The following is an 18,628-nucleotide window of genomic DNA, read 5'->3' on the forward strand; positions in this document are numbered from 1 at the left end:
CTCGTCTCGGCATCTCCTCTCTTACACAAGTACTCCGATGAACTGAGGAGATGCCGCGACATCGGCATGACGACACCTACCTGATTCTGCACCCAATAGAAAAGATCTTTTTCCATGCTATCCTGAAAAACCCAATCTTCGCCGCTCACCTAAAAGCACCATGAAACGAAACTGCCTGCTCCTGCTCCTTTCCTTTTTATCCGCTACCTGTTTTGCACAAAAAGACCTCGTCAAGTCCTTAATGGCCAATCTGCCGAAACCCGTACCAGCGGCAGCAAAAACCAGCATCCTATTTTTGGGCTCTACCCATTTTGGACAGGAAGCGATGTACAAGGACAACCCTGCCGCCGACCTGTTTAGCGCGGCCAACCAAAAAGAAGTGGCTGCCATCAACAACCAACTGGCCCGTTACCAGCCCGACCTGATCCTGGTGGAAGTGGAGCCCGAAGAACAAGGCAACCTGGATAGCCTGTATACACAGTATGCCACCGGTAAGTTGCAACTCACCGACCTGCCCTATGGCCGTGCCGAACGCTACCAGTTTGGTTTTGCGCTGGCCAAAAAGCTGGGTCACAAGCGCATTCTCGGCGCCGATTACTACGAGTCCGTTTCCAACCGGATGCTCAATGAAGGCGCGCACCGCGAAGCTTTTCAAAGCGGGCTGGACAGCTTTTCCGCTATGGGTCGCAAAGCCGATGGCGCTTTTAAACAAGGTACCCTGAGCTTATCTCGTTTCCTTTACTTCCTGAATACCAAGCAGGTGCTCGACTGGACCTACCAGGTACTTTTTGTAGCGCCACTGGAAGTGCGCAACGGCGCTTTTACCAACCCGCCGGCACAATATGTGGATACCGCCTTTGTAAACAAAAAATACATCGGTGCCGAGTTCGTATCCGTATTCCTGGAACGCGAACTGAAGATATCAGCCAACATCATTGCCGCCCAAAAGGCACAGCAAGCCAAACGCATCCTGGTGATCATGGGGCACCGCCATGCGGCGGCACTGCCTACGCTTTTTGTGCAGAACCCGGCGTACCGCGTGGTGCCGGTGACGGATTACCTGAAATAAAAAAACCTGCTTTTTTATTGCGCGGCTTTTTTGCACGTCCTTACGAGGCGCAGCAACAACCACCGAACAGCAGGCACCTACGCTCCGAAGCAATCACCAGCAAAGCAAGGCACCTTAAAGAACCCAATGATGCCGGGGATTGCTTCGGCGCACAAGTAGACTTGTAGCACATAGTACCTGCAGCGCCTCGCAATGACGAACCCAATGTGAGAGCCATTAGCCTTGTCCGCCCGGGGTCTTCGCTGCAGGCGCTGTGCACGGGCCCTGTGGCGAGACCCCGGGCATGGGGGCTGCTATAAAACAATCCTCCGTGCACCTCCCTGTCCTCCCTGCCTCCCTGGTTCAAAAACCCCTGCAACATATAAGGTTTGGATGCAATACAGACAAGGGCTTAAATTAGCCCATGCCCCTGAAACCATTTGCCTGCCTGCTCCTGCTTGCCGCCCTTTGTAGCGCACCTGCCCATGCCCAGTCGGAAGGCCCCCTGGGCGACCTCTTCCTCGCCAAGGAAGGCGGGCTGCGGCATTACTCCAGTTACGACTCCTCCGGCAACAATGCCGACTTCCGCACCCTGGCACCGGGACAAACCCTGACCCTGGTGGACCATAAGGGCGCCGGCGTGCTCCGCCGCTGGTGGCTCACCATCGCCCCGCGCAACGTGGTGGAGATCCACCGGTCGCTCATCATCCGGTGCTACTGGGATGGCGAACAAACGCCCTCGGTGGAAGTGCCTGTATCCGACTTCTTCGGGATGGGCTACGGCAAATGGAAGGACTTCATTTCGGCGCCCCTCAACATGACCAGCGGCGGCTACAACAGCTACTGGCCCATGCCCTTCAACCGCAGTGCCCGCATCACGGTGGAGAACAGGGGCAAACTGCCGGTGAGCAACTTCTATTACAACATCGATATCCGCACCTACGGCAAGCTGCCCAAAGAGGCGCTTTATTTCCATGCGCAGTACCGGCAGGTGCGCACCCAGGCCGGCAAGCCGGTTACCCTGCTGGAAACAAGTGGCCGCGGCCACTACGTGGGTACCCTGCTTTCGATGCAGCCGCTCAGGGGCAATAGCCTGGGCTACCTCGAAGGGGATGAACGGATCTTTGTCGATGGCGAAACGGTTCCTTCCATCATCGGTACCGGCACGGAGGATTATTTCTCCTCGGGATGGTACTACGATACGGGGGAGTATGGCGCCCCCTACCATGGCGTAACGGTGAAGGACGACTCGGGCCGGATCAATACCTACCGCTGGCATATTGAAGACCCCATCCCCTTTACCAAAAGTTTCAAATTCGACATCGAGCACGGCGGCACCAACGATGCGCCCGGCGTGGAGTACACGTCTGTTGCCTACTGGTACCAGACCCATCCCCGGCCGACCTTCCCTGCCTTGCCGCAGGAACTGATGCCCCGCTCCCTTTCCATGAAGCCCACCATTGAAGCCGAAAGCCTGCTGGGCAGCGCCACCGTTACCGGCGGCAAGCTCCAGGTGCAGGACATGGGCACCTGGACCAACGGCTGGAGCGGCAATGCCCAACTGTGGTGGGTGGAAGCCAAACCCGGCGACAAACTGACCCTATCCATCACCGCACCCGAAGCCGGCACCTATGAACTGACCGGTTTCTTTACCCGTGCCGGCGACTATGGCATCTTCCGCACATCGCTGAACGGCACGACCATCGGCAGCCTGGTGGATGGCTACAGCACCCGGGTGGAACCCACCGGGCCGGTACCTTATGGCCCTGTACAATTGAAAAAAGGCGTGAACCAGCTTACCCTTGAGATCGTAGGAAAAGAATCAAGGGCGGCGGGGTATAGTGAAGGCTACCTGGTGGGGATTGATGGTTTCCAGGTAAGTAAAGAATAGGCGCTTTTCTGTTAGGCCGGGGTATGTAGGCGGCTCTGCTTTTCAAAAGATTCATTTTGCAGTGGGGATGCCGAGACGAGCTCGGCATGACAGCTCCCGGCTTATCACTTCATTGTTTAATGCTTGAGCGATCAAAGCTGCATACAAACGCACCGTCATTGCGAAGCGCTGGTAGTGGCTCCAATTACGCACCCCCTTGCAGCGCTGAAGCAATCTCCACTACATACAGGTTCTAAAGCGTGCAGCTATTGGTGTCTTACAGCGGCTGGGGATTGCTTCAGCGCCGCTAAACCTTGATATTACTAATCACTGCTGGCGCTTCGCAATGACGGTGCACCGGGTGCAGTCCAAGCAGAATTATTTGCAATGCCGTTGTTGGTGTGCAGTGACGGGCTTGTGTACAGGCCCACCAACATGGGCGCAATAAATGCTCCTGCTCCTGATTGAAGCTTGTGTGTGCCTTTTTAAAAACCGGAAAATTACCAGCCCCCTACTGTTTGAAAAGGCCCCAGCCGTCCGTTTTTAGTAAGTATTTTTAAGCAATGAAAGAATACGCTTCTTACATCACCATTGATCCTGAAGTACGATTTGGCAAACCCTGCATCAAAGGAACCCGGATAGCCATTTCCGATATCCTCGGGTGGCTCGCATCAGGAATGAATTATCAACAGATACTGGAAGATTATCCTTTGTTACAGGAAGTGCATCTGCGGGCTGCATTGGGCTTTGCAGCCGACAGGGAAGCAATGATTAAAACAATTGCTGCCTGATGAAGCTGCTGCTTGATGCAAACCTTTCCTGGCGATTGGTGGAAAAATTAAAGCCTCATTTTACGGATTGCCAGCATGTTGATAAAATCATTGGTTTACCGACTCCTGCAAAAGATGCGGAGATAAGGGTATATGCCCTGCAGCAACATTTTATCCTCGTCACCAACGACGACGATTTCCTGGACTTTGCCCGGGTAAAAGGTTTTCCACCCAAAGTGGTACTGCTCCGCACCGGGAACCAAAGCAACGAGGCGATCTTATCGCTGTTGATAAAACATAAAGCCGATATTGATTTGCTGGTGTCTGATACAGCAACCGGTGTGCTGGAAATATTGTAGTATCGAAAGGGCAGCTTTCGAAAGCGCACAAAGTCTGGGCGGAACAACAACGGCGGAAGTGGGTGAATTTGGAAGGGGATGCCGAAACAAGTTCGGCATGACAGCTTGCTGTGTTGTACTTGCATTCCGGACAGAATAATTAAAAAGTCTATCAGTCCTACACCCATCAAAAATTTACAACAGATTACCGGGTAACAACTACCTTTCTGAATCCTGCCTTTTACCTGCTTTACACCCTTTAAAACGAAACCATGAACACACCCAGAATTTGGACCACTACAGTTTTTATATCCATACTATCTGCTGCTATATCTGGTTGTGCTGGCAGCAACTCCACCACCACCCAAACAGGGGCCTACCCACGGGTACTGGAACGCGCCAAAAAGAACGCCCGTTCCATCATCCTACATTCGGGGGTGGACAGTTTTGCCGTGACATCCGTAGTGGTGGAACGTTCGAAGCGGCAGTTCACGGTGCAGTTGGGCAAGCTCGACTCCAGTTACCAGGCCACACTTACCGGGCCCTCCTCAGGCCGTGAACCGCTGCGCCTGTATATGCTTGATTCCACCTCCTACACACTCGACGAACCCCATACCATACCCATTACCAAAATTGGAAGAATAGAAGGGGGCCGGTAAGCTTAAAATTTTCTACCTTCTCGCTGTAAAAGTCACCAGGCAAAAGGCAGGCTTTAACTAGGTAGCTACAACTTTATAAGCTGTTTTGATTATTAACTTTTGACTTTCGACTTTTGCCTTAATCCATTCCAATTTCAATACACTTCCTATGCCTTTATACAAGCTCCAGATCAACGGCACCACACGCGAGATAGATGTTGCCGAAGACACGCCCCTGTTGTGGGTGTTGCGCGACCACCTGAACCTGGTGGGAACAAAATACGGCTGCGGCATCGCGCAGTGCGGCGCCTGCACTGTGCATTTTGATGGCGCTGCTACCCGCTCCTGTGTATTGCCGGTAAGTGCCATTGGCAATGCCAAAATCACTACCATTGAAGGTTTGTCCAAAGAGGGCGACCACCCCCTGCAGCAGGCCTGGGACGAAGTGGATGTGCCCCAGTGCGGCTACTGCCAGGCCGGGCAGATCATGACCGCCGCAGCCCTCCTCAAACAAACCCCGCATCCCACCACCGCGCAGATAGAGCAAACCATGCACGGCAATATCTGCCGCTGCGGGGCCTACCACCGCATTCGCGAAGCCATCAAATTAGCCAGCACAAAAGCTTAATTATGTCTACTGTAAATAAGAGCAGAAGATCCTTCCTGAAGTCAACCCTACTCACCACCGGCGGGCTGATGCTGGGTTTCAGCTGGGCCAGTGCCGGGGCCGCCGCCCCCGTGGTGGTGGCCGATGCCGGCGCTGCCGCCAGCCTGGGCTTCAACAGTTATTTGTCCATTGCCCCCGATGGCATCATCACCATCTTTTCGCCCAACCCCGAGCTGGGACAGAACATCATGACCTCCTTCCCGATGATCGTGGCGGAAGAACTGGATGCCGACTGGAAAAAGGTAAAAGTGGTACAGGCCGCCCTCGACACCAAGGCCTTCGACCGGCAGGTAACGGGTGGCAGCGGCGCCGTGCCGCACTCCTGGAAACTGCTCCGCAATGCAGGCGCCACCGCCCGCCAGATGCTGGTACAGGCAGCAGCACAACAGTGGGGTGTGCCCGCAGAGGAATGCACCGCGGCCGACGGCTTCGTGGTACATACCAAAACCGGCAATAAGCTGGACTACGGCGCCCTTGCTGAAGCCGCAGCCAAACTGCCGGTACCCAAGGACGTGAAGCTGAAAGACCGCAAGGACTTCAAGCTGATTGGCAAGGAAGTAAAGAATGTTGCCAATAAAGACATCACCACCGGCAAACCCCTCTACGGGCTGGATTTCCACCGCGAAGGCATGGTGCTGGCCATGCTCCAGCGCCCGCCGGCATTTGGCACCAGGATCAAGTCGGTAGACGCCGCTGCCGCCAAGGCAATGCCCGGCATCATCGACGTGGTGCAGTTTAAAAATAATGTGGCCGTCGTGGGCAAGTCCACCTGGGAGATCATGAAGGCCCGCAAGGTGCTGAAGGTGGAGTACGAAAAGGACGGCAACACCGAGAGCTCTGAAGACCATGCAAAGCTGTTCAGCACCCTGATGGATACGGGAACGGCCACCGTGCGCCGCAAAGACGGCGATGTAGCCACTGCTTTTGCAGGTGCCGCCAAGGTGCTCCGCGCCGAGTACGAGTGCCCCTTTATCTCGCACAGCCCCATGGAGCCGATGAACTTCTTTGCCCATGTACGCGAAGACGGCGTGGAGCTGGTGGGCCCCACCCAAACACCGGCATTGGCCCGCACATCGGTTTCCAAACTCCTGAACATACCCGAAGAAAAGATCACGGTAGCAATAACCCGTCTCGGCGGCGGCTTTGGCAGGCGCCTGAAAGCAGATTATGTAACCGAGGCCGCCGAGCTATCGAGCATTATTAAAAAGCCGGTAAAACTGATCTGGAGCCGCGAAGACGATATGACCGGCGGCAGCTACCGCCCCGCCGTGCGCTACCGTTTTGAAGCGGCGCTGGATGCCGCGGGTAATATGATCGGGTATAAACTCAGGGGCGTGGGCATCAACTCGGGCAACCCCACCCGCGAAGACAATTTCCCTTCCGGTGCCGTGCCCAACCTGCTGATCGATACGGTGGAGCACCAGTCGCCCATCACCACCGGTGCGTGGCGGGCGCCCATCACCAATTTCCTGGCCTATGCCGAGCAATCCTTTTTGGATGAAGTGGCGCAGGCAGCCAAGAAGGACCCCATCCAGTTCCGGCTCGACCTGCTCCAAAAAGCAAAGACCGCCCCGGTGGGTGCTATCAAGTACGACATTGACCGGATGATCGGGGTAACCAAACTGGTGGCCCAGAAAGCCGGCTGGGGTACCAAGAAAGGCGTGTCGCAGGGTTTCTCGGTATACTTCTCGCACCGCTCCTACGTGGCGCAGGTGGCCGAAGTGGTGATGAAGGGGGGCAAGCCCGTCGTGCAGAAGATTTATGCGGCTTCCGACTGCGGCGAGGTGGTGAACCTGAGCGGCGCCCGCCAGCAGGTGATGGGCGGTATCGTGGATGGCCTGGGCCATGCTATGTACAGCAAGCTTTCGTTCAAGGACGGCGCACCGCAGCAAAACAACTTTGGCAACTACCGCCTGATCCGGATGATGGAAATACCGGAAATAGAAACCCATTTCGTGGACAATGGCATCGAGCCTACCGGGCTGGGCGAACCGGCCCTGCCGCCAACAGGGGGCGCCGTGGCCAATGCCATCCAGAAAGCCACCGGCAAGCGCATCCGGAAACAGCCCTTTATCGAGGATCCCGTCTTTAGCGGCAAGACACAGGCAGCACCCGCCAAAAAGATGAAGACCGCCTGATGTAATCCCTTTCTTTTATTCACCTGGCAGGACGGCAATAGCGGTATGATACGCTGTTGCCGTCCTGCTTTTTTTGCGGTCCTGGTTTGCGGCGGTGGCTTTGAGCATGGCCTCCCAGCAACAGCGTACAGGTACACTCGCCCCTGTACCTCCTCATGGCAGCAGCCAGAAGTTCTAGTACCGGTGTGTTGGCATCGGTACAAATGCATGCGGGTAAATTGCAAAAGCATTTACTTTTAGCACATGGGCTTTTTTGATTTTTTCCGCAGCAAACAAACACCCGTTACACCCGAACAAGCAGCCGTTGTATTGCCTGATGGCAAGACCGCTTCCCCGCAACTGGCCGCCCTGTTGCCGCGGCTCGAACCTTTTGCCTTACCCTGTATCCGCATCAAAGCAACACCCGCCAACAGCCTGACGCTTACCGACGCTAAATTCGGGGGCTACCCGTACTGGCCTGCCGGCAAGCCCTACCCGGCAGACAGCGAAGGCCGGTACCTGTACCTGTTGGCGCAACTGAATTTTGCGCAAATACCCAAGCTGGAAGGATATCCTGATAAAGGCCTGCTCCAGTTTTATATTGGGGCTGATGATTTGTATGGGATGAATTTCGATGCGCCGACCCGGCAGGAAGATTTCCGGGTGGTGTATTTTGAAGATTTTGACGCTGCGCCAATTGCTGATTTTTCTTTCCTGGATGTGCAAGAGTTGGAAAGCGGCATGCCGCTGAAGGGGTCCATGCAGCTGGCTTTTGCACCCGGCAAGGATTATTTCAGCTTTGCCGATTTCCGCTTTTCCGATGAAACGGCCGAAAGCCTGATCGCCGATGCCGAACCGGTAAAGGGCCAGCACCTGCTGGAAGAAGAACTGACCAGGCTATACCCGGACGAAGGGCATAAAATGGGTGGGTACGCATACTTTACCCAAACCGACCCGCGACAAGACGACCCGGCTTACGATGATTATATCCTGCTGCTACAGGTCGATTCGCAGCTGCCCGATATCTGCTGGGGCGATGCGGGCGTGGGCAATTTCTTTATCCATCGTGCCGACCTGGAACGCAGGGATTTTTCACGGGTATTGTACAACTGGGATTGTACTTAATGAGCCCAACAAATTGTAGTACGCAACTACAGCAATCCCCAACCCTAAAGACTTTCGGACCTTTTAGGCGGACCAATTAGAACCGACACTGCTTCTTTTTGTTTGCTACCTTCCAAACCTTAACCACCCGATCATAAAACAACCCACCATGCGCCAGTTTTACCTGCTTCTTTCCTTGCTCCTGCTTACCGTGTTTGATAGTGCTGCAAAAAGCCCCACCGCAGATTCCGTTTCCATCGAAGGACGCTGGGACATTACCATTGATATGAATGGCAAGCCAAGGCCTTCCTGGCTGGAAGTACGGCATTCGGGCAACCACAGCCTGGTAGGCAGTTTTGTAGGCGTTGCAGGCAGTGCCCGGCCGGTAGCACAGGTGCACTATACCGGTGGCAAATTCAGTTTCACCATCCCGCCGCAATGGGAAGGTGGCAACGGCAACCTGGTGCTGGAAGGCGCTGCAAAGGGCGCCGGTCTGGCCGGTACCATCACCTTTCCTGATGGGAAGCAATACCCCTGGACGGCGGAACGGGCACCTTTACTGAAGCGTACCAAAGCGCCGGTGTGGGGTACGCCTATCCGCCTCTTCAACGGCCGTGACCTGACCGGCTGGAAGGCCATGGGCGAAAACCAGTGGGTGGTTAAAAACGGTATCCTCACCAGCCCCCGCTCCGGCGCCAACCTGGCAACAGAAGCCTCCTTCACCGACTTTAAACTGCATATTGAATTCCGCTACCCTGCCGGCAGCAACAGCGGCGTATACCTCCGGGGCCGCCACGAGGTACAGATCGAAGACAACAGGGGTATGGAACCCTTCCTGGGTGGCTTTGCTGCCGTGTATGGCTTTATCGCACCCAGCGAGCAAACCGCCAAAGCACCCGGCGAATGGCAGTCGTACGATATTACCCTTGTGGGCCGTATGCTGACCCTGGTAGCCAATGGCAAAACGGTGATCTGCAACCGAGAGATCCCCGGCATTACCGGCGGTGCGCTTGACAGCCGGGAAGGCGAGCCCGGGCCCCTGTACATCCAAGGCGATCATGGGCCGATTGAGTACCGGAATATTGTGCTGACACCGGCGAAGTAGGTGGAGGACACCGCGCCACCGGCATGCCTGTTTTGCAAGCTGCTATTGCTGGTGTGCTTCCATTTCAGAATTAAACCTCACCTTTTCATTGTTCGCTACTTTCCTCTTATGGAGTCGCATCCACTGCTGACCAATAAAACACCCGTTGCGCTTGCACTATACCACGCCGTGCTGAAAGCCTTCCAGGCCGCTGGACCCGTCACCGTGCACCCGGCCAAGACCATGATCGGGCTGGGCAACGGGCAGCGGCGGATTGCCTACATCACGCAGGTGGGAAAGAACTTTGTGCACGTGGTCTTCCCGTTTAAACGGGCCTATCCCGATAATCTTTGCTTCCATAAAATGGGGCCGGTACCTGGAAATGCGCACCAGTTCAACCACCACTTCCGCCTCTACGCCATCGAAGACCTGAACGAAGAAGTACAAGGCTTCATCCGGCTGGCTTATGCCAACGAGGCGGAAGTGGAATGATGCTTTTTTGATGGCGGGTACCAGGCAGTTGTTGGTATGCGGCGATGCGCTTTTGCACTAAGGCCACCGACAACTTTGCTGTGGCAGGTATCAGGTGCGTGTTGTTGGTACAGCCATCACACAAGGGATGGCAGGAACACCAACAAAGGCGTAAAAACGCCAACCGATTATTGAAAGGCTTTTCGGAAGGCAAGGGGCGAGAGGCTCGTTTTTGCCTTGAACAGTTTATTGAACGATTGCGAATGCTCAAACCCCAGCTCGTATGCAATTTCGCTGACTGACAGGGTGGTAGTGGATAGTTTTTCCTTGGCTTTCTCAATCAGTTTCCCGTGCAGGTGTTGCTGGGTGCTTTGCCCGGTAAGCACTTTCAGCAGGCCACTCAGGTACTTGGGCGAAACATGCAGGCTGTCGGCCAGCTGCTGCACCGTAGGCAGCCCCTTTACCGCCAGCTCCGGGCTGTTGAAATACCCGTTCAGCCATTGCTCCAGCTTGTCCAGGATCTGGTGGGCCGCTTTTTCCCGGGTCAGGAACTGGCGGTGGTAGAAACGTTCGGCATAGTTCAGCAGGGCCTCGATGTGCGCGATGATGATTCCTTTGCTGAACCGGTCAAGGTTGGTGTGGTACTCCTGCCGGATGTTGGCAATGATCCCGTTGAGCGTTGCCTCTTCCTGCTCCGAAAGGAACAGGGCTTCGTGTACCGAGTAGTCGAAGAACTCGTAGCGGCTGATGGCGGTAGCCAGGGCTGTATTCCAAAAGAAATCGGGGTGGATGAGCAGGAGCCAGCCCGACCGCTCTCCTGCCGGGCGGCTTTGGGGCAGGATGCTGAAGAGCTGGTGGGGAGCCATAAAAAACATCACCCCCTCGTCAAAATCGTATTGCTGCTGGCCATAGGTCATCTTCCCTTCAATGCCCCGCTTCACCGACACCAGGTAGAAATCGAACACCCAGTTTGTTTCGCCCATAGCCGCATCGGGCGGGAAAGCAGCATAGTCGATGATGCTGATCAGCGGGTGGGCGGGTGGGGGCAAGCCCCTTACCTGGTGGTAGGCGCTGATGGTTTTTACGCGCTGAACGGGGCGGGCTTCCATAATAAGGCTTTAAAAATAATGCGCCTGCATGTCTTCCAGCAAACCGGGGTGCGCCGGCAGCCAGCCCAGTTCTTCCCTTGTTGCCAAGGCCGTGGCGGGGCAGTCCATGGTTATAAAATATTGCATCCATTCAAAATGACGGGCCAGTTCCGCACCTTCCACCGCCTGCACCGGCAATTGCAGTTCTTGGCCAATAAGGGTTGCGATGCCTTCCAATGCAACGCTTTCATCGCCAACGGCATTGTACAAGGCACCGGTGCTGCCCCCTTCCACTGCCAGGCGGAACAGCGAGGCGGCGTCCTGCCGGTGCACCGCACACCAGCGATTACCCCCGGAAGGATAAGCCGAAACTCCGTGCTTTTTTGCCAGCCCAATGATGGAAGGCACAAAGCCGGCATCGCCCCGGTCGTGCACGGATGGTGGCAGCCGCACTACCGATGCACGTATGCCCTTACCGGCCAACTCCAAGGCGGCGATTTCGGACAGGCGCGCCGATTCCCGGGTGGTGCTTTCCTCCGTGACAACACCGCCAATTAGGGGCAAGCCCAGCATGCCACTGGTGACCACAAGGGCCTTTTGGGTGCCCGCCAGCGCTTCGCCCATCGCAAGGATGGCAGCCCGGTCCAGCTCCGCCGCTTTCGGGTACTGGCTGAAGTCGCCCGAAGCCATAAAATCGTGGGAGAACCCGGTATGCACCACCCCGTCGGCCTCGGAAGCGGCCTCCTGCAACACTGCTACATCTTCCAACTTACCCCTGATCACTTCAGCGCCGGAGGCGCGGATAGCACTCGCCGATTTTTCGGACCTTGCCAGGCCCACCACCTGGTGACCTGCGCGGAGCAATTCGCTAACAACCGCGGAGCCGATAAAACCCGAGGCTCCTGTAACAAATACTTTCATTGTCTGCTTTTTTTGTGGATACAAAATTGCCCGGCATCGGTACACCAGCTGTATCCGAAACGCCCTTTCTTGTAGCCAAAAAGGAGGGTGTTAACGCCACTTGTTGGATGGGCCCAACTACTGAAGCGGCGGGCAACGGATCTGACCGTAGCAGCAGGCAGGCGCAGGGGGGCAAGAAACCCATCCCCGGTGGCTTTGCTGGGGTGTATGGCCTTGGCTTTCTGTAAAGCCCACCAGCATCTTCGCTTAAACCCTCTTCAATCAGGTAGTTCAGTTAGTATCATTGGCATCGTCATGCCGAACTTGTTTCGGCATCCCCTTTTGTAATGAGATATCCGAAGGTGTAAGGAGATGTCACGGTGTCGGTATGACAGACGCTAAAGGTGCTGTCATGCCGAACTTGTTTCGGCATCTCCTTTTGCTTTAGCGCACGCCAATTGCAGCGGGGATGCCGAAACAAGTTCGGCATGACACCCTCCGATCTCATAATGCTACCGACCTGGAAATGACATTACATGTGACGGGAGAATCTCCGGCACATACAAGGGCCAGCAATCCAATGGTTCGCGGAACACTGCGGATACCAGGAGCATGGATCATGGAAATAATGGGATACAAAAGACCATTGCCAACGGCTACTTCCCAATGATGGCTTTCCGGTGCTTCACCCCCCACTCGGCCATGATCTGTATCAGGTCTTTAAAGGTGGCACCATACTCCGTCAGGGCATATTCTACGGTCACCGGCTGGGTGTCTTTTACGGTCCTTGAGATGATCTTATTCATCTCGAGGTCTTTCAACTCCCGGCTTAATACTTTGCCCGATATACCATCTACCAGCTTCAGCAGCTCGCTAAAGCGGCGTGGCTGAAAACAAACACAGGTAACGATGGAGATCTTCCACTTTCCGCCCAGTACATCCATGATGTCCTGGATGGCTCTGATGGATGCCGTGCACACCGCGTTGCTGGCCGCGCAATCCGCTGGTTTCTTTAATGTCACTAGCTGACTCATTTGTTCCTTGGTTGATTAAAATAAACTATTACCAAATGCCACGAAGTTACAATTTGTCACCAACTTCATCCTGCAATAAACAAATACAACATGAGCAAAGTAGTATTGATTACAGGAACAAACAGTGGCTTTGGCTGGCTGACCGCCAAAACCCTCGCCGCATCAGGACATAAGGTATATGCCACCATGCGTGAGACCAACGGGAAGAATGCCGCAAAAGCGGCAGAACTGGGCGCCCTGCCCAACATCACCGTACAGGACGTAACCCTCACCGACGACGGCAGCGTGCAGGCGGCCATCAACCAGATCATTTCGGAAAGGGGCCGCATCGATGTGCTGGTGAACAATGCCGGCTATTCAGCTGCCGGTGTAGCGGAAAGCTTCACCACCAACGATGTAAAGGACATGTTTGACCTGCATGTGCTGGCCTACTGGCGGCTGATGAAGGCGGTGCTGCCCACCATGCGCAGGCAGGCGAAAGGCCTCATCATCAACATATCCAGTGGTGCCGGCCGGTTTGCCTTCCCCTTCATGGCCGTGTACAGTGCCGCCAAGTTTGGACTGGAAGGGCTGAGCGAAGGGCTGCACTACGAGGTGAAGTCGCTTGGTGTGGACGTGGCTCTGGTAGAGCCGGGCGCTTTCCCTACCGACATTGTCCACAAGCTCAAAACCGGCTCCGATACCGAAGTGGTAGCCGACTATGGCTCGCTGGTGGAGATCCCGAACAACCTGGGAACGGCCCTGGGCAAACTCTTTGAAGCCACCAACCCCAACCCGCAGGAGGTGGCCGATGCCGTGCAACACCTGATGGCCTTGCCCCAGGGAAAACGACCCCTGCGCACCGTAGTAGACCCCGCCACCGGGCATTTTGTAAAAGCAGCCAATGCGTCGGTGCAAACCGAATATGAAAAAACACTCACGGCCTTTGGGATGGGTGAGCTGGTGGCCTAAAAGGTTTTGGTGATTAAAGTGAAGGCGTGAGCAGTTGCTGTGCGCAGCCGGAAGGTGAAAAGCATCGCCACACACCAGTAAGCTTTTGTTCAGGATTGGATGCAAAAAAGCCGGTAAGCAATTACCGGCTTTTGTTGTATTGGTGCTGTTGATGTGGTAAGGAGCAACCTGTTTTTGTAGCTGCCGATTTTCATGCGGGTATTGCTGCCCCATTCTTTAAAGCCGAACCCAACGGGTGTATAAACTTATAGAGCACTACAGATAACCCCACCGCGCTCCAAAACCAGGTTTTGCAACTTGCTGGTTTGTGGCCTTGGCTTTGTGAACAGCCCGCCTAAAACGGCCCAAACCTTTGTAACTTTCCTTCGATTGGAACATATAGTTATAACGATTCCTTTAACTCCCTATAACTCTGACAGGATGAATACAGCCGAACAAGAACGCCTGGAAGCACTCCGGCAATACGGGATCATGGACACGCCGCCCGAAGAGGAATTTGACAATATTACTTCACTAGCCTCCCGGATTTGCGGCACCCCCATTTCGCTCATCACCCTGCTCGACGACCAACGGCAGTGGTTCAAAGCATCGGTGGGTATCGACCTGAAGGAAACACCCATCGAGTATGCCTTTTGCGCACACGCCATCCGGAACCCCTCGGAGATGACCGTGGTACCCGACAGCCGTAAAGACGAACGGTTTGCCGACAATCCTTTTGTAACCGGCGAGCCGCATATCGTTTTTTATGCCGGCATGCCCCTGGTGGATGAAGATGGCCATGCCCTGGGTTCCCTCTGTGTGCTCGATGTACAGGAACAAAGGCTGTCACCGTTCCAGCTGACCGCTTTACAGCAGCTGGCAAAACAGGTGGTGACCTTGTTGCAGCTTAAAAAGAAGAACAGGGAGTTGGAACAGCTTCTGGATAGGCTTGAGCGAGAAAACAAGAGCCTGGAAGCAGAACTGCGGGACTTAAAAGGGAAAGGGGAAGGGAGATAAACCAACTTACCCGGTTTGGATAGCCGTTGTTGGTTTGCGGCGATGAATTGCGACCGGCCAATCAACAACTTGGCTATAGGCTGATGAGTGCTGTTGGTGCAGCCAACGCCCATGGGCTGGGAGGAACATCAACAACGGCGCAAAAGAAAACTACGGATAGCGGAGAAGGTCAGCAATCTAAGTTTTTGAGTAGCACTATGGATATCAGTAAATTGTCTTTTTAAAAGACCAAAATTTATTTAATAAAGAATCACAAAGCATGAAAATTCTCCACTTATCTGATTTTCATTTTAAATCAACGCAAAAAGATGTTGCTACGCAGGACCTTCTTTTAGAAAAATTGTTTGAATCTATCGACACAAATGAAAAGATAGACTTCTTTTTATTTACTGGAGATCTAGTTTTCTCCGGCACAGACAAAAATGATTTCTCTTTAGCGTATGAAAGCTTTTTAAAGAGAATTGGCCAGAGATATTCTATTCCAAAACCAAACGTCATTATTTGCCCGGGAAATCATGATGTTGACCGCAAATCGATAAATGAGCCGATCAAGAATTACATAAGAGCATTTTCCTCAATGGACCAAGTTTCTAAAATTGTCGAGGAAAATAAAGAAGATGTATTTGGGTTAAGTTGTAAACCAACAAAGAATTGGTATGAGTTTGAAACGGAATTCTATAAAATTGGAATAACAAAAAACACAGATAAAGTAGAAAAACTGCATTCAATACATATTAGACAATATGAAAATTTTAAAATTGGATTTGTAACAATCAACACCGCATGGTGCTCTACTGGAAATGACGATAAGGGGAATTTATTCTTCCCGAAAACTGAAATAGAGAAAGCAATAGCTGAATTAAAAGCCCAGAATGTAGATTGGCGAATATTGCTTTTACATCATCCACTAGCAGATCTTCGAGACTTTAATCGTATTGCTATTGAGGATTTGATATATGCAGAGTTTCATTTTATGTTCTCTGGTCACTTGCATAAACGAGAAGATTTCATCCGTCTTATGCAAAATGAAGGAATATTTGGAAGTTATGCTCATGCTTCATTTACAAAAAAAGAAGATGGAAAAATTGGTTACTCTTTGCTGGACATTGACCTTGAAACGGCGGATATAATCCTTAGAAAAGCAATATATGACCATGACGAAAGGATCTTCATTACACTTCCAGAAATACATTTTACTTTTCCTCTGAATCAAACGAAAAAGGATCAAATAAAAATTCTAAAAACACTTCGGAATCGTTTAGCTGATGTAACAGAAAAGGCTAACGCACTTTTTGTGCACAGTAAAGTACATCAAAACGGAAACAGCTTTTGTGATTTGTTTGTTCATCCAGTTTTAAAGTCTCAACCTCAACTCGAAGCAGCTTCTCAGAGTAGTCAATTACCCCGAATAGAAATTAAAAAACTATTAAACAATTACAATTACATTATATATGGAAAGGATAAGACTGGCAAATCTTCATTGCTATTTAAAATAGCGATTGAGCTTCTAAAAAATTTTACTCAGGTCGGTGAAATCCCATTTTATGTCGATTTAGCTGAATTTAGAAATAATTCAGCCACTTTCGATGTAGTAAGATTATTCAGTAAATACATCGAGCATAATAATCAACACACACAAAAGATTTTAGAAACGTATAAAGTCAAGGTCCTACTAGATAATTTCGATCCTAATCAAAAGGAACTAATTAGTAAGTTATCTGCCTTTTTCACGATATACAAGAAATGTAACTACATAGCGGTTGCGGATCAAACCTTAGCTCAAAGCTTCGAAAAAGTAGACTATGGTTTGAATGGTTACGAAAAAGTTTTTATTCATGACATAGCAAGACATGAAATAAGGGAGTTGGCTAAAAGATGGCCAAGCATCCAAGCAAAAAAACGTGATGAATTTGTTGATCGAATTGTTGATGTTTTGAAACAGCACAACATGCCATTCAACTTTTGGACGTTATCGATATTTTTATGGATTTACTCTGGGAAGAATACTCTAAATTTTAACAACAATTCCGAATTGTTAGAATTATATATCGATGATATTTTGGATCGTAACAAGTTAGCTAGTGATCCTCAGAATAGGTTTTCATACCAGAACTACAAACTGCTATTGGCCGAGTTTGCTCATGAGCTTTTAACTAAACACGTTGATACTACCTATTCAGTCAAATACTCCGAATTGATAACCTTCACAGAATCTTTTAAAAGTAAAAACTTAAAAAGAGTTGGAAAAACGTCCGAAATAGTAGAATACTTATTGGAGAAAGGTATACTCAAAAAGAAAGATGATGATTACATCACTTTTAGGTTAAATGGGGTTTTTGAATACTTTATTGCATATCATTTTATAGAAAACCAAGAATTCTTAAGTGAGATGGTTAACGATGATAGATATTATCTTTCTTTCAAAAATGAATTTGAAATCTATTCGGGCTTTCCAAGGAATCAAAATGAGAATAAAGAATTTCTAAAGAAAATATTTGCAAGAACGAAGAGCGCATTTAGTGAATTAAATGATAGGATGGTTGGAGAATTAGATTTCAGACTTAATCAAAATATTTCCGGTAAAGAATTATTAGACCTTTCTAAACCACTTATTGAGCTATCGAAGAATGAGGATCTGATCCCATATACTACTGAAGAAAAAGATGAGCTATTAGATAGCTTGACTAACAACATAATAAAAGATGTTGAAGTACAAAGAAAAAAGGTATATGATGCTTCAGTAAAGAAATTTGATATTCTTGAGAGGTTTTTGCAGATTAATGGAAGAGTATTTAAAAATATCGAAAATATACAGGATGCAGATTTAATCAACGAGGTCTTTGACTTCATTATTGATTCCGCTTGCAACTTAGGGTTTTTACTCACTGAAGAATTAGAGGAAGGTGTAGATGAGAATAAGATCAACGAACTCCAATATTCATCTGGAAAAAATGTTGTTTACCAGATGGTAAGTAATTTTCTACCCAGTGTTGTTCAGGGTTTCATCCATGAGGCAATAGGGCATATAAATTTGGAATTATTAATACTTAATAAGATTGATGAACTTAAAAAGAATTTTTACGCTAATCAATACAAGCTTTTTATTTTGTATAGTCTCCTGTTAGATATTGATTTGAAGAAGCATAAAAAAATTATTGATGAAATGATTGAGTTTTCAAGAATGGGTATAGTAAAGGCTTCTATATTGGCTAAATTGATGTATCTATTACTTTTTAAATGTTTTGATGACGACAGTATGATAGCATTTATGAAAGAAAAAATACGGAAGATCAATCTGGACATGAATCCAAAAGCCAATATGAAAGATTTTGACTTAAATTTTGAAAAGACTAGGAAAATTCTACTGCTCAAAAGATCAGGAGTTGATAATATATAGCTTTATTCCCTTCCGCCCGGGGTCTTCGCACCTGGCTTGTGTGACAGGCCTTGCGGCGAGATCCCGGGTGAGCACCAACGGTCGTTTATGGCGAAACAAGAGGACTTCAGACCGGACTACAATCAGCCCAATAATATTCCTGAAAGTACAAGTGT

The 18,628-nt window shown here is 51.0% G+C and carries 16 protein-coding genes; 13 read left to right on the forward strand and 3 right to left on the reverse strand.

Annotation, left to right across the window (positions count from 1 at the left end):
• Positions 1-160 precede the first annotated feature (160 nt).
• The 10 genes from BUE76_RS21480 (at position 161) to BUE76_RS21525 (ending at position 10,128) form a co-directional block, all read left to right on the forward strand.
• Positions 161-1,069, forward strand: coding sequence for a DUF5694 domain-containing protein (locus BUE76_RS21480; RefSeq protein WP_083596453.1), 909 nt, complete (start codon positions 161-163; stop codon positions 1,067-1,069).
• Between the two features lie 403 nt (positions 1,070-1,472).
• Positions 1,473-2,939 (forward strand): DUF2961 domain-containing protein, encoded by a 1,467-nt coding sequence (locus tag BUE76_RS21485; RefSeq protein ID WP_073042095.1) that lies wholly within the window; start codon positions 1,473-1,475, stop codon positions 2,937-2,939.
• A 542-nt stretch (positions 2,940-3,481) separates the two neighbouring features.
• Positions 3,482-3,709, forward strand: a complete 228-nt coding sequence (locus tag BUE76_RS21490) for a DUF433 domain-containing protein (RefSeq protein ID WP_073042093.1) — start codon at positions 3,482-3,484, stop codon at positions 3,707-3,709.
• Positions 3,709-4,047: a DUF5615 family PIN-like protein gene (locus tag BUE76_RS21495; protein ID WP_073042090.1), complete on the forward strand. Its 339-nt coding sequence runs from the start codon at positions 3,709-3,711 to the stop codon at positions 4,045-4,047. Before BUE76_RS21490 ends, BUE76_RS21495 begins: the two co-directional genes overlap by 1 nt.
• A 251-nt stretch (positions 4,048-4,298) precedes the next feature.
• Positions 4,299-4,685, forward strand: a complete 387-nt coding sequence (locus tag BUE76_RS21500) for a hypothetical protein (RefSeq protein ID WP_073042088.1) — start codon at positions 4,299-4,301, stop codon at positions 4,683-4,685.
• 148 nt (positions 4,686-4,833) lie between these two features.
• Positions 4,834-5,292: a (2Fe-2S)-binding protein gene (locus tag BUE76_RS21505; protein WP_073042086.1), complete on the forward strand. Its 459-nt coding sequence runs from the start codon at positions 4,834-4,836 to the stop codon at positions 5,290-5,292.
• A gap of 2 nt (positions 5,293-5,294) precedes the next feature.
• Positions 5,295-7,469 (forward strand): xanthine dehydrogenase family protein molybdopterin-binding subunit, encoded by a 2,175-nt coding sequence (locus BUE76_RS21510; protein WP_073042084.1) that lies wholly within the window; start codon positions 5,295-5,297, stop codon positions 7,467-7,469.
• 243 nt (positions 7,470-7,712) lie between these two features.
• The gene (locus BUE76_RS21515; RefSeq protein ID WP_083596452.1) at positions 7,713-8,573 is read left to right on the forward strand and encodes a YwqG family protein; all 861 of its coding nucleotides are present in this window, start codon (positions 7,713-7,715) and stop codon (positions 8,571-8,573) included.
• A gap of 148 nt (positions 8,574-8,721) precedes the next feature.
• The gene (locus tag BUE76_RS21520; RefSeq protein ID WP_073042082.1) at positions 8,722-9,657 is read left to right on the forward strand and encodes a 3-keto-disaccharide hydrolase; all 936 of its coding nucleotides are present in this window, start codon (positions 8,722-8,724) and stop codon (positions 9,655-9,657) included.
• A gap of 108 nt (positions 9,658-9,765) precedes the next feature.
• Positions 9,766-10,128 carry a DUF5655 domain-containing protein gene (locus tag BUE76_RS21525; protein ID WP_073042080.1) on the forward strand — a complete coding sequence of 121 codons (363 nt, stop codon included), beginning with the start codon at positions 9,766-9,768 and terminating at the stop codon, positions 10,126-10,128.
• A gap of 167 nt (positions 10,129-10,295) precedes the next feature.
• Here the strand turns inward: BUE76_RS21525 and BUE76_RS21530 are convergent, their stop codons facing one another.
• The 3 genes from BUE76_RS21530 to BUE76_RS21545 all read right to left on the reverse strand — a co-directional run bounded on the left by BUE76_RS21530 (position 10,296) and on the right by BUE76_RS21545 (position 13,129).
• Complete coding sequence (locus tag BUE76_RS21530) at positions 10,296-11,216, reverse strand: helix-turn-helix domain-containing protein (RefSeq protein ID WP_073042078.1); 921 nt, start codon at positions 11,214-11,216, stop codon at positions 10,296-10,298.
• Between the two features lie 9 nt (positions 11,217-11,225).
• A complete protein-coding gene (locus BUE76_RS21535; RefSeq protein WP_073042076.1) occupies positions 11,226-12,116 on the reverse strand; it encodes an SDR family oxidoreductase in 891 nt (296 codons plus the stop codon).
• 635 nt (positions 12,117-12,751) lie between these two features.
• The gene (locus tag BUE76_RS21545) at positions 12,752-13,129 is read right to left on the reverse strand and encodes a winged helix-turn-helix transcriptional regulator (protein ID WP_073042069.1); all 378 of its coding nucleotides are present in this window, start codon (positions 13,127-13,129) and stop codon (positions 12,752-12,754) included.
• 90 nt (positions 13,130-13,219) lie between these two features.
• Here BUE76_RS21545 and BUE76_RS21550 point away from each other — a divergent pair, with 90 nt between their 5' ends.
• From BUE76_RS21550 to BUE76_RS21560, 3 genes are all read left to right on the forward strand, one after another.
• Positions 13,220-14,080 carry an SDR family oxidoreductase gene (locus BUE76_RS21550; protein WP_073042067.1) on the forward strand — a complete coding sequence of 287 codons (861 nt, stop codon included), beginning with the start codon at positions 13,220-13,222 and terminating at the stop codon, positions 14,078-14,080.
• Between the two features lie 420 nt (positions 14,081-14,500).
• Complete coding sequence (locus tag BUE76_RS21555) at positions 14,501-15,076, forward strand: GAF domain-containing protein (protein ID WP_073042065.1); 576 nt, start codon at positions 14,501-14,503, stop codon at positions 15,074-15,076.
• 259 nt (positions 15,077-15,335) lie between these two features.
• Complete coding sequence (locus BUE76_RS21560) at positions 15,336-18,473, forward strand: metallophosphoesterase (RefSeq protein ID WP_073042063.1); 3,138 nt, start codon at positions 15,336-15,338, stop codon at positions 18,471-18,473.
• Positions 18,474-18,628 lie beyond the last annotated feature (155 nt).

Source organism: Cnuella takakiae (genome assembly GCF_001953305.1).
Classification (GTDB): domain Bacteria; phylum Bacteroidota; class Bacteroidia; order Chitinophagales; family Chitinophagaceae; genus Flavisolibacter; species Flavisolibacter takakiae.

Coding starts and splice junctions, on each gene's coding strand:
- BUE76_RS21480 (WP_083596453.1), top strand. CDS start 161: ATGAAACGAAACTGCCTGCTCCTGCTCCTTTCCTTTTTATCCGCTACC.
- BUE76_RS21500 (WP_073042088.1), top strand. CDS start 4,299: ATGAACACACCCAGAATTTGGACCACTACAGTTTTTATATCCATACTA.
- BUE76_RS21525 (WP_073042080.1), top strand. CDS start 9,766: ATGGAGTCGCATCCACTGCTGACCAATAAAACACCCGTTGCGCTTGCA.
- BUE76_RS21550 (WP_073042067.1), top strand. CDS start 13,220: ATGAGCAAAGTAGTATTGATTACAGGAACAAACAGTGGCTTTGGCTGG.
- BUE76_RS21520 (WP_073042082.1), top strand. CDS start 8,722: ATGCGCCAGTTTTACCTGCTTCTTTCCTTGCTCCTGCTTACCGTGTTT.
- BUE76_RS21545 (WP_073042069.1), bottom strand. CDS start 13,129: ATGAGTCAGCTAGTGACATTAAAGAAACCAGCGGATTGCGCGGCCAGC.
- BUE76_RS21535 (WP_073042076.1), bottom strand. CDS start 12,116: ATGAAAGTATTTGTTACAGGAGCCTCGGGTTTTATCGGCTCCGCGGTT.
- BUE76_RS21560 (WP_073042063.1), top strand. CDS start 15,336: ATGAAAATTCTCCACTTATCTGATTTTCATTTTAAATCAACGCAAAAA.
- BUE76_RS21505 (WP_073042086.1), top strand. CDS start 4,834: ATGCCTTTATACAAGCTCCAGATCAACGGCACCACACGCGAGATAGAT.
- BUE76_RS21495 (WP_073042090.1), top strand. CDS start 3,709: ATGAAGCTGCTGCTTGATGCAAACCTTTCCTGGCGATTGGTGGAAAAA.
- BUE76_RS21515 (WP_083596452.1), top strand. CDS start 7,713: ATGGGCTTTTTTGATTTTTTCCGCAGCAAACAAACACCCGTTACACCC.
- BUE76_RS21490 (WP_073042093.1), top strand. CDS start 3,482: ATGAAAGAATACGCTTCTTACATCACCATTGATCCTGAAGTACGATTT.
- BUE76_RS21555 (WP_073042065.1), top strand. CDS start 14,501: ATGAATACAGCCGAACAAGAACGCCTGGAAGCACTCCGGCAATACGGG.
- BUE76_RS21530 (WP_073042078.1), bottom strand. CDS start 11,216: ATGGAAGCCCGCCCCGTTCAGCGCGTAAAAACCATCAGCGCCTACCAC.
- BUE76_RS21510 (WP_073042084.1), top strand. CDS start 5,295: ATGTCTACTGTAAATAAGAGCAGAAGATCCTTCCTGAAGTCAACCCTA.
- BUE76_RS21485 (WP_073042095.1), top strand. CDS start 1,473: ATGCCCCTGAAACCATTTGCCTGCCTGCTCCTGCTTGCCGCCCTTTGT.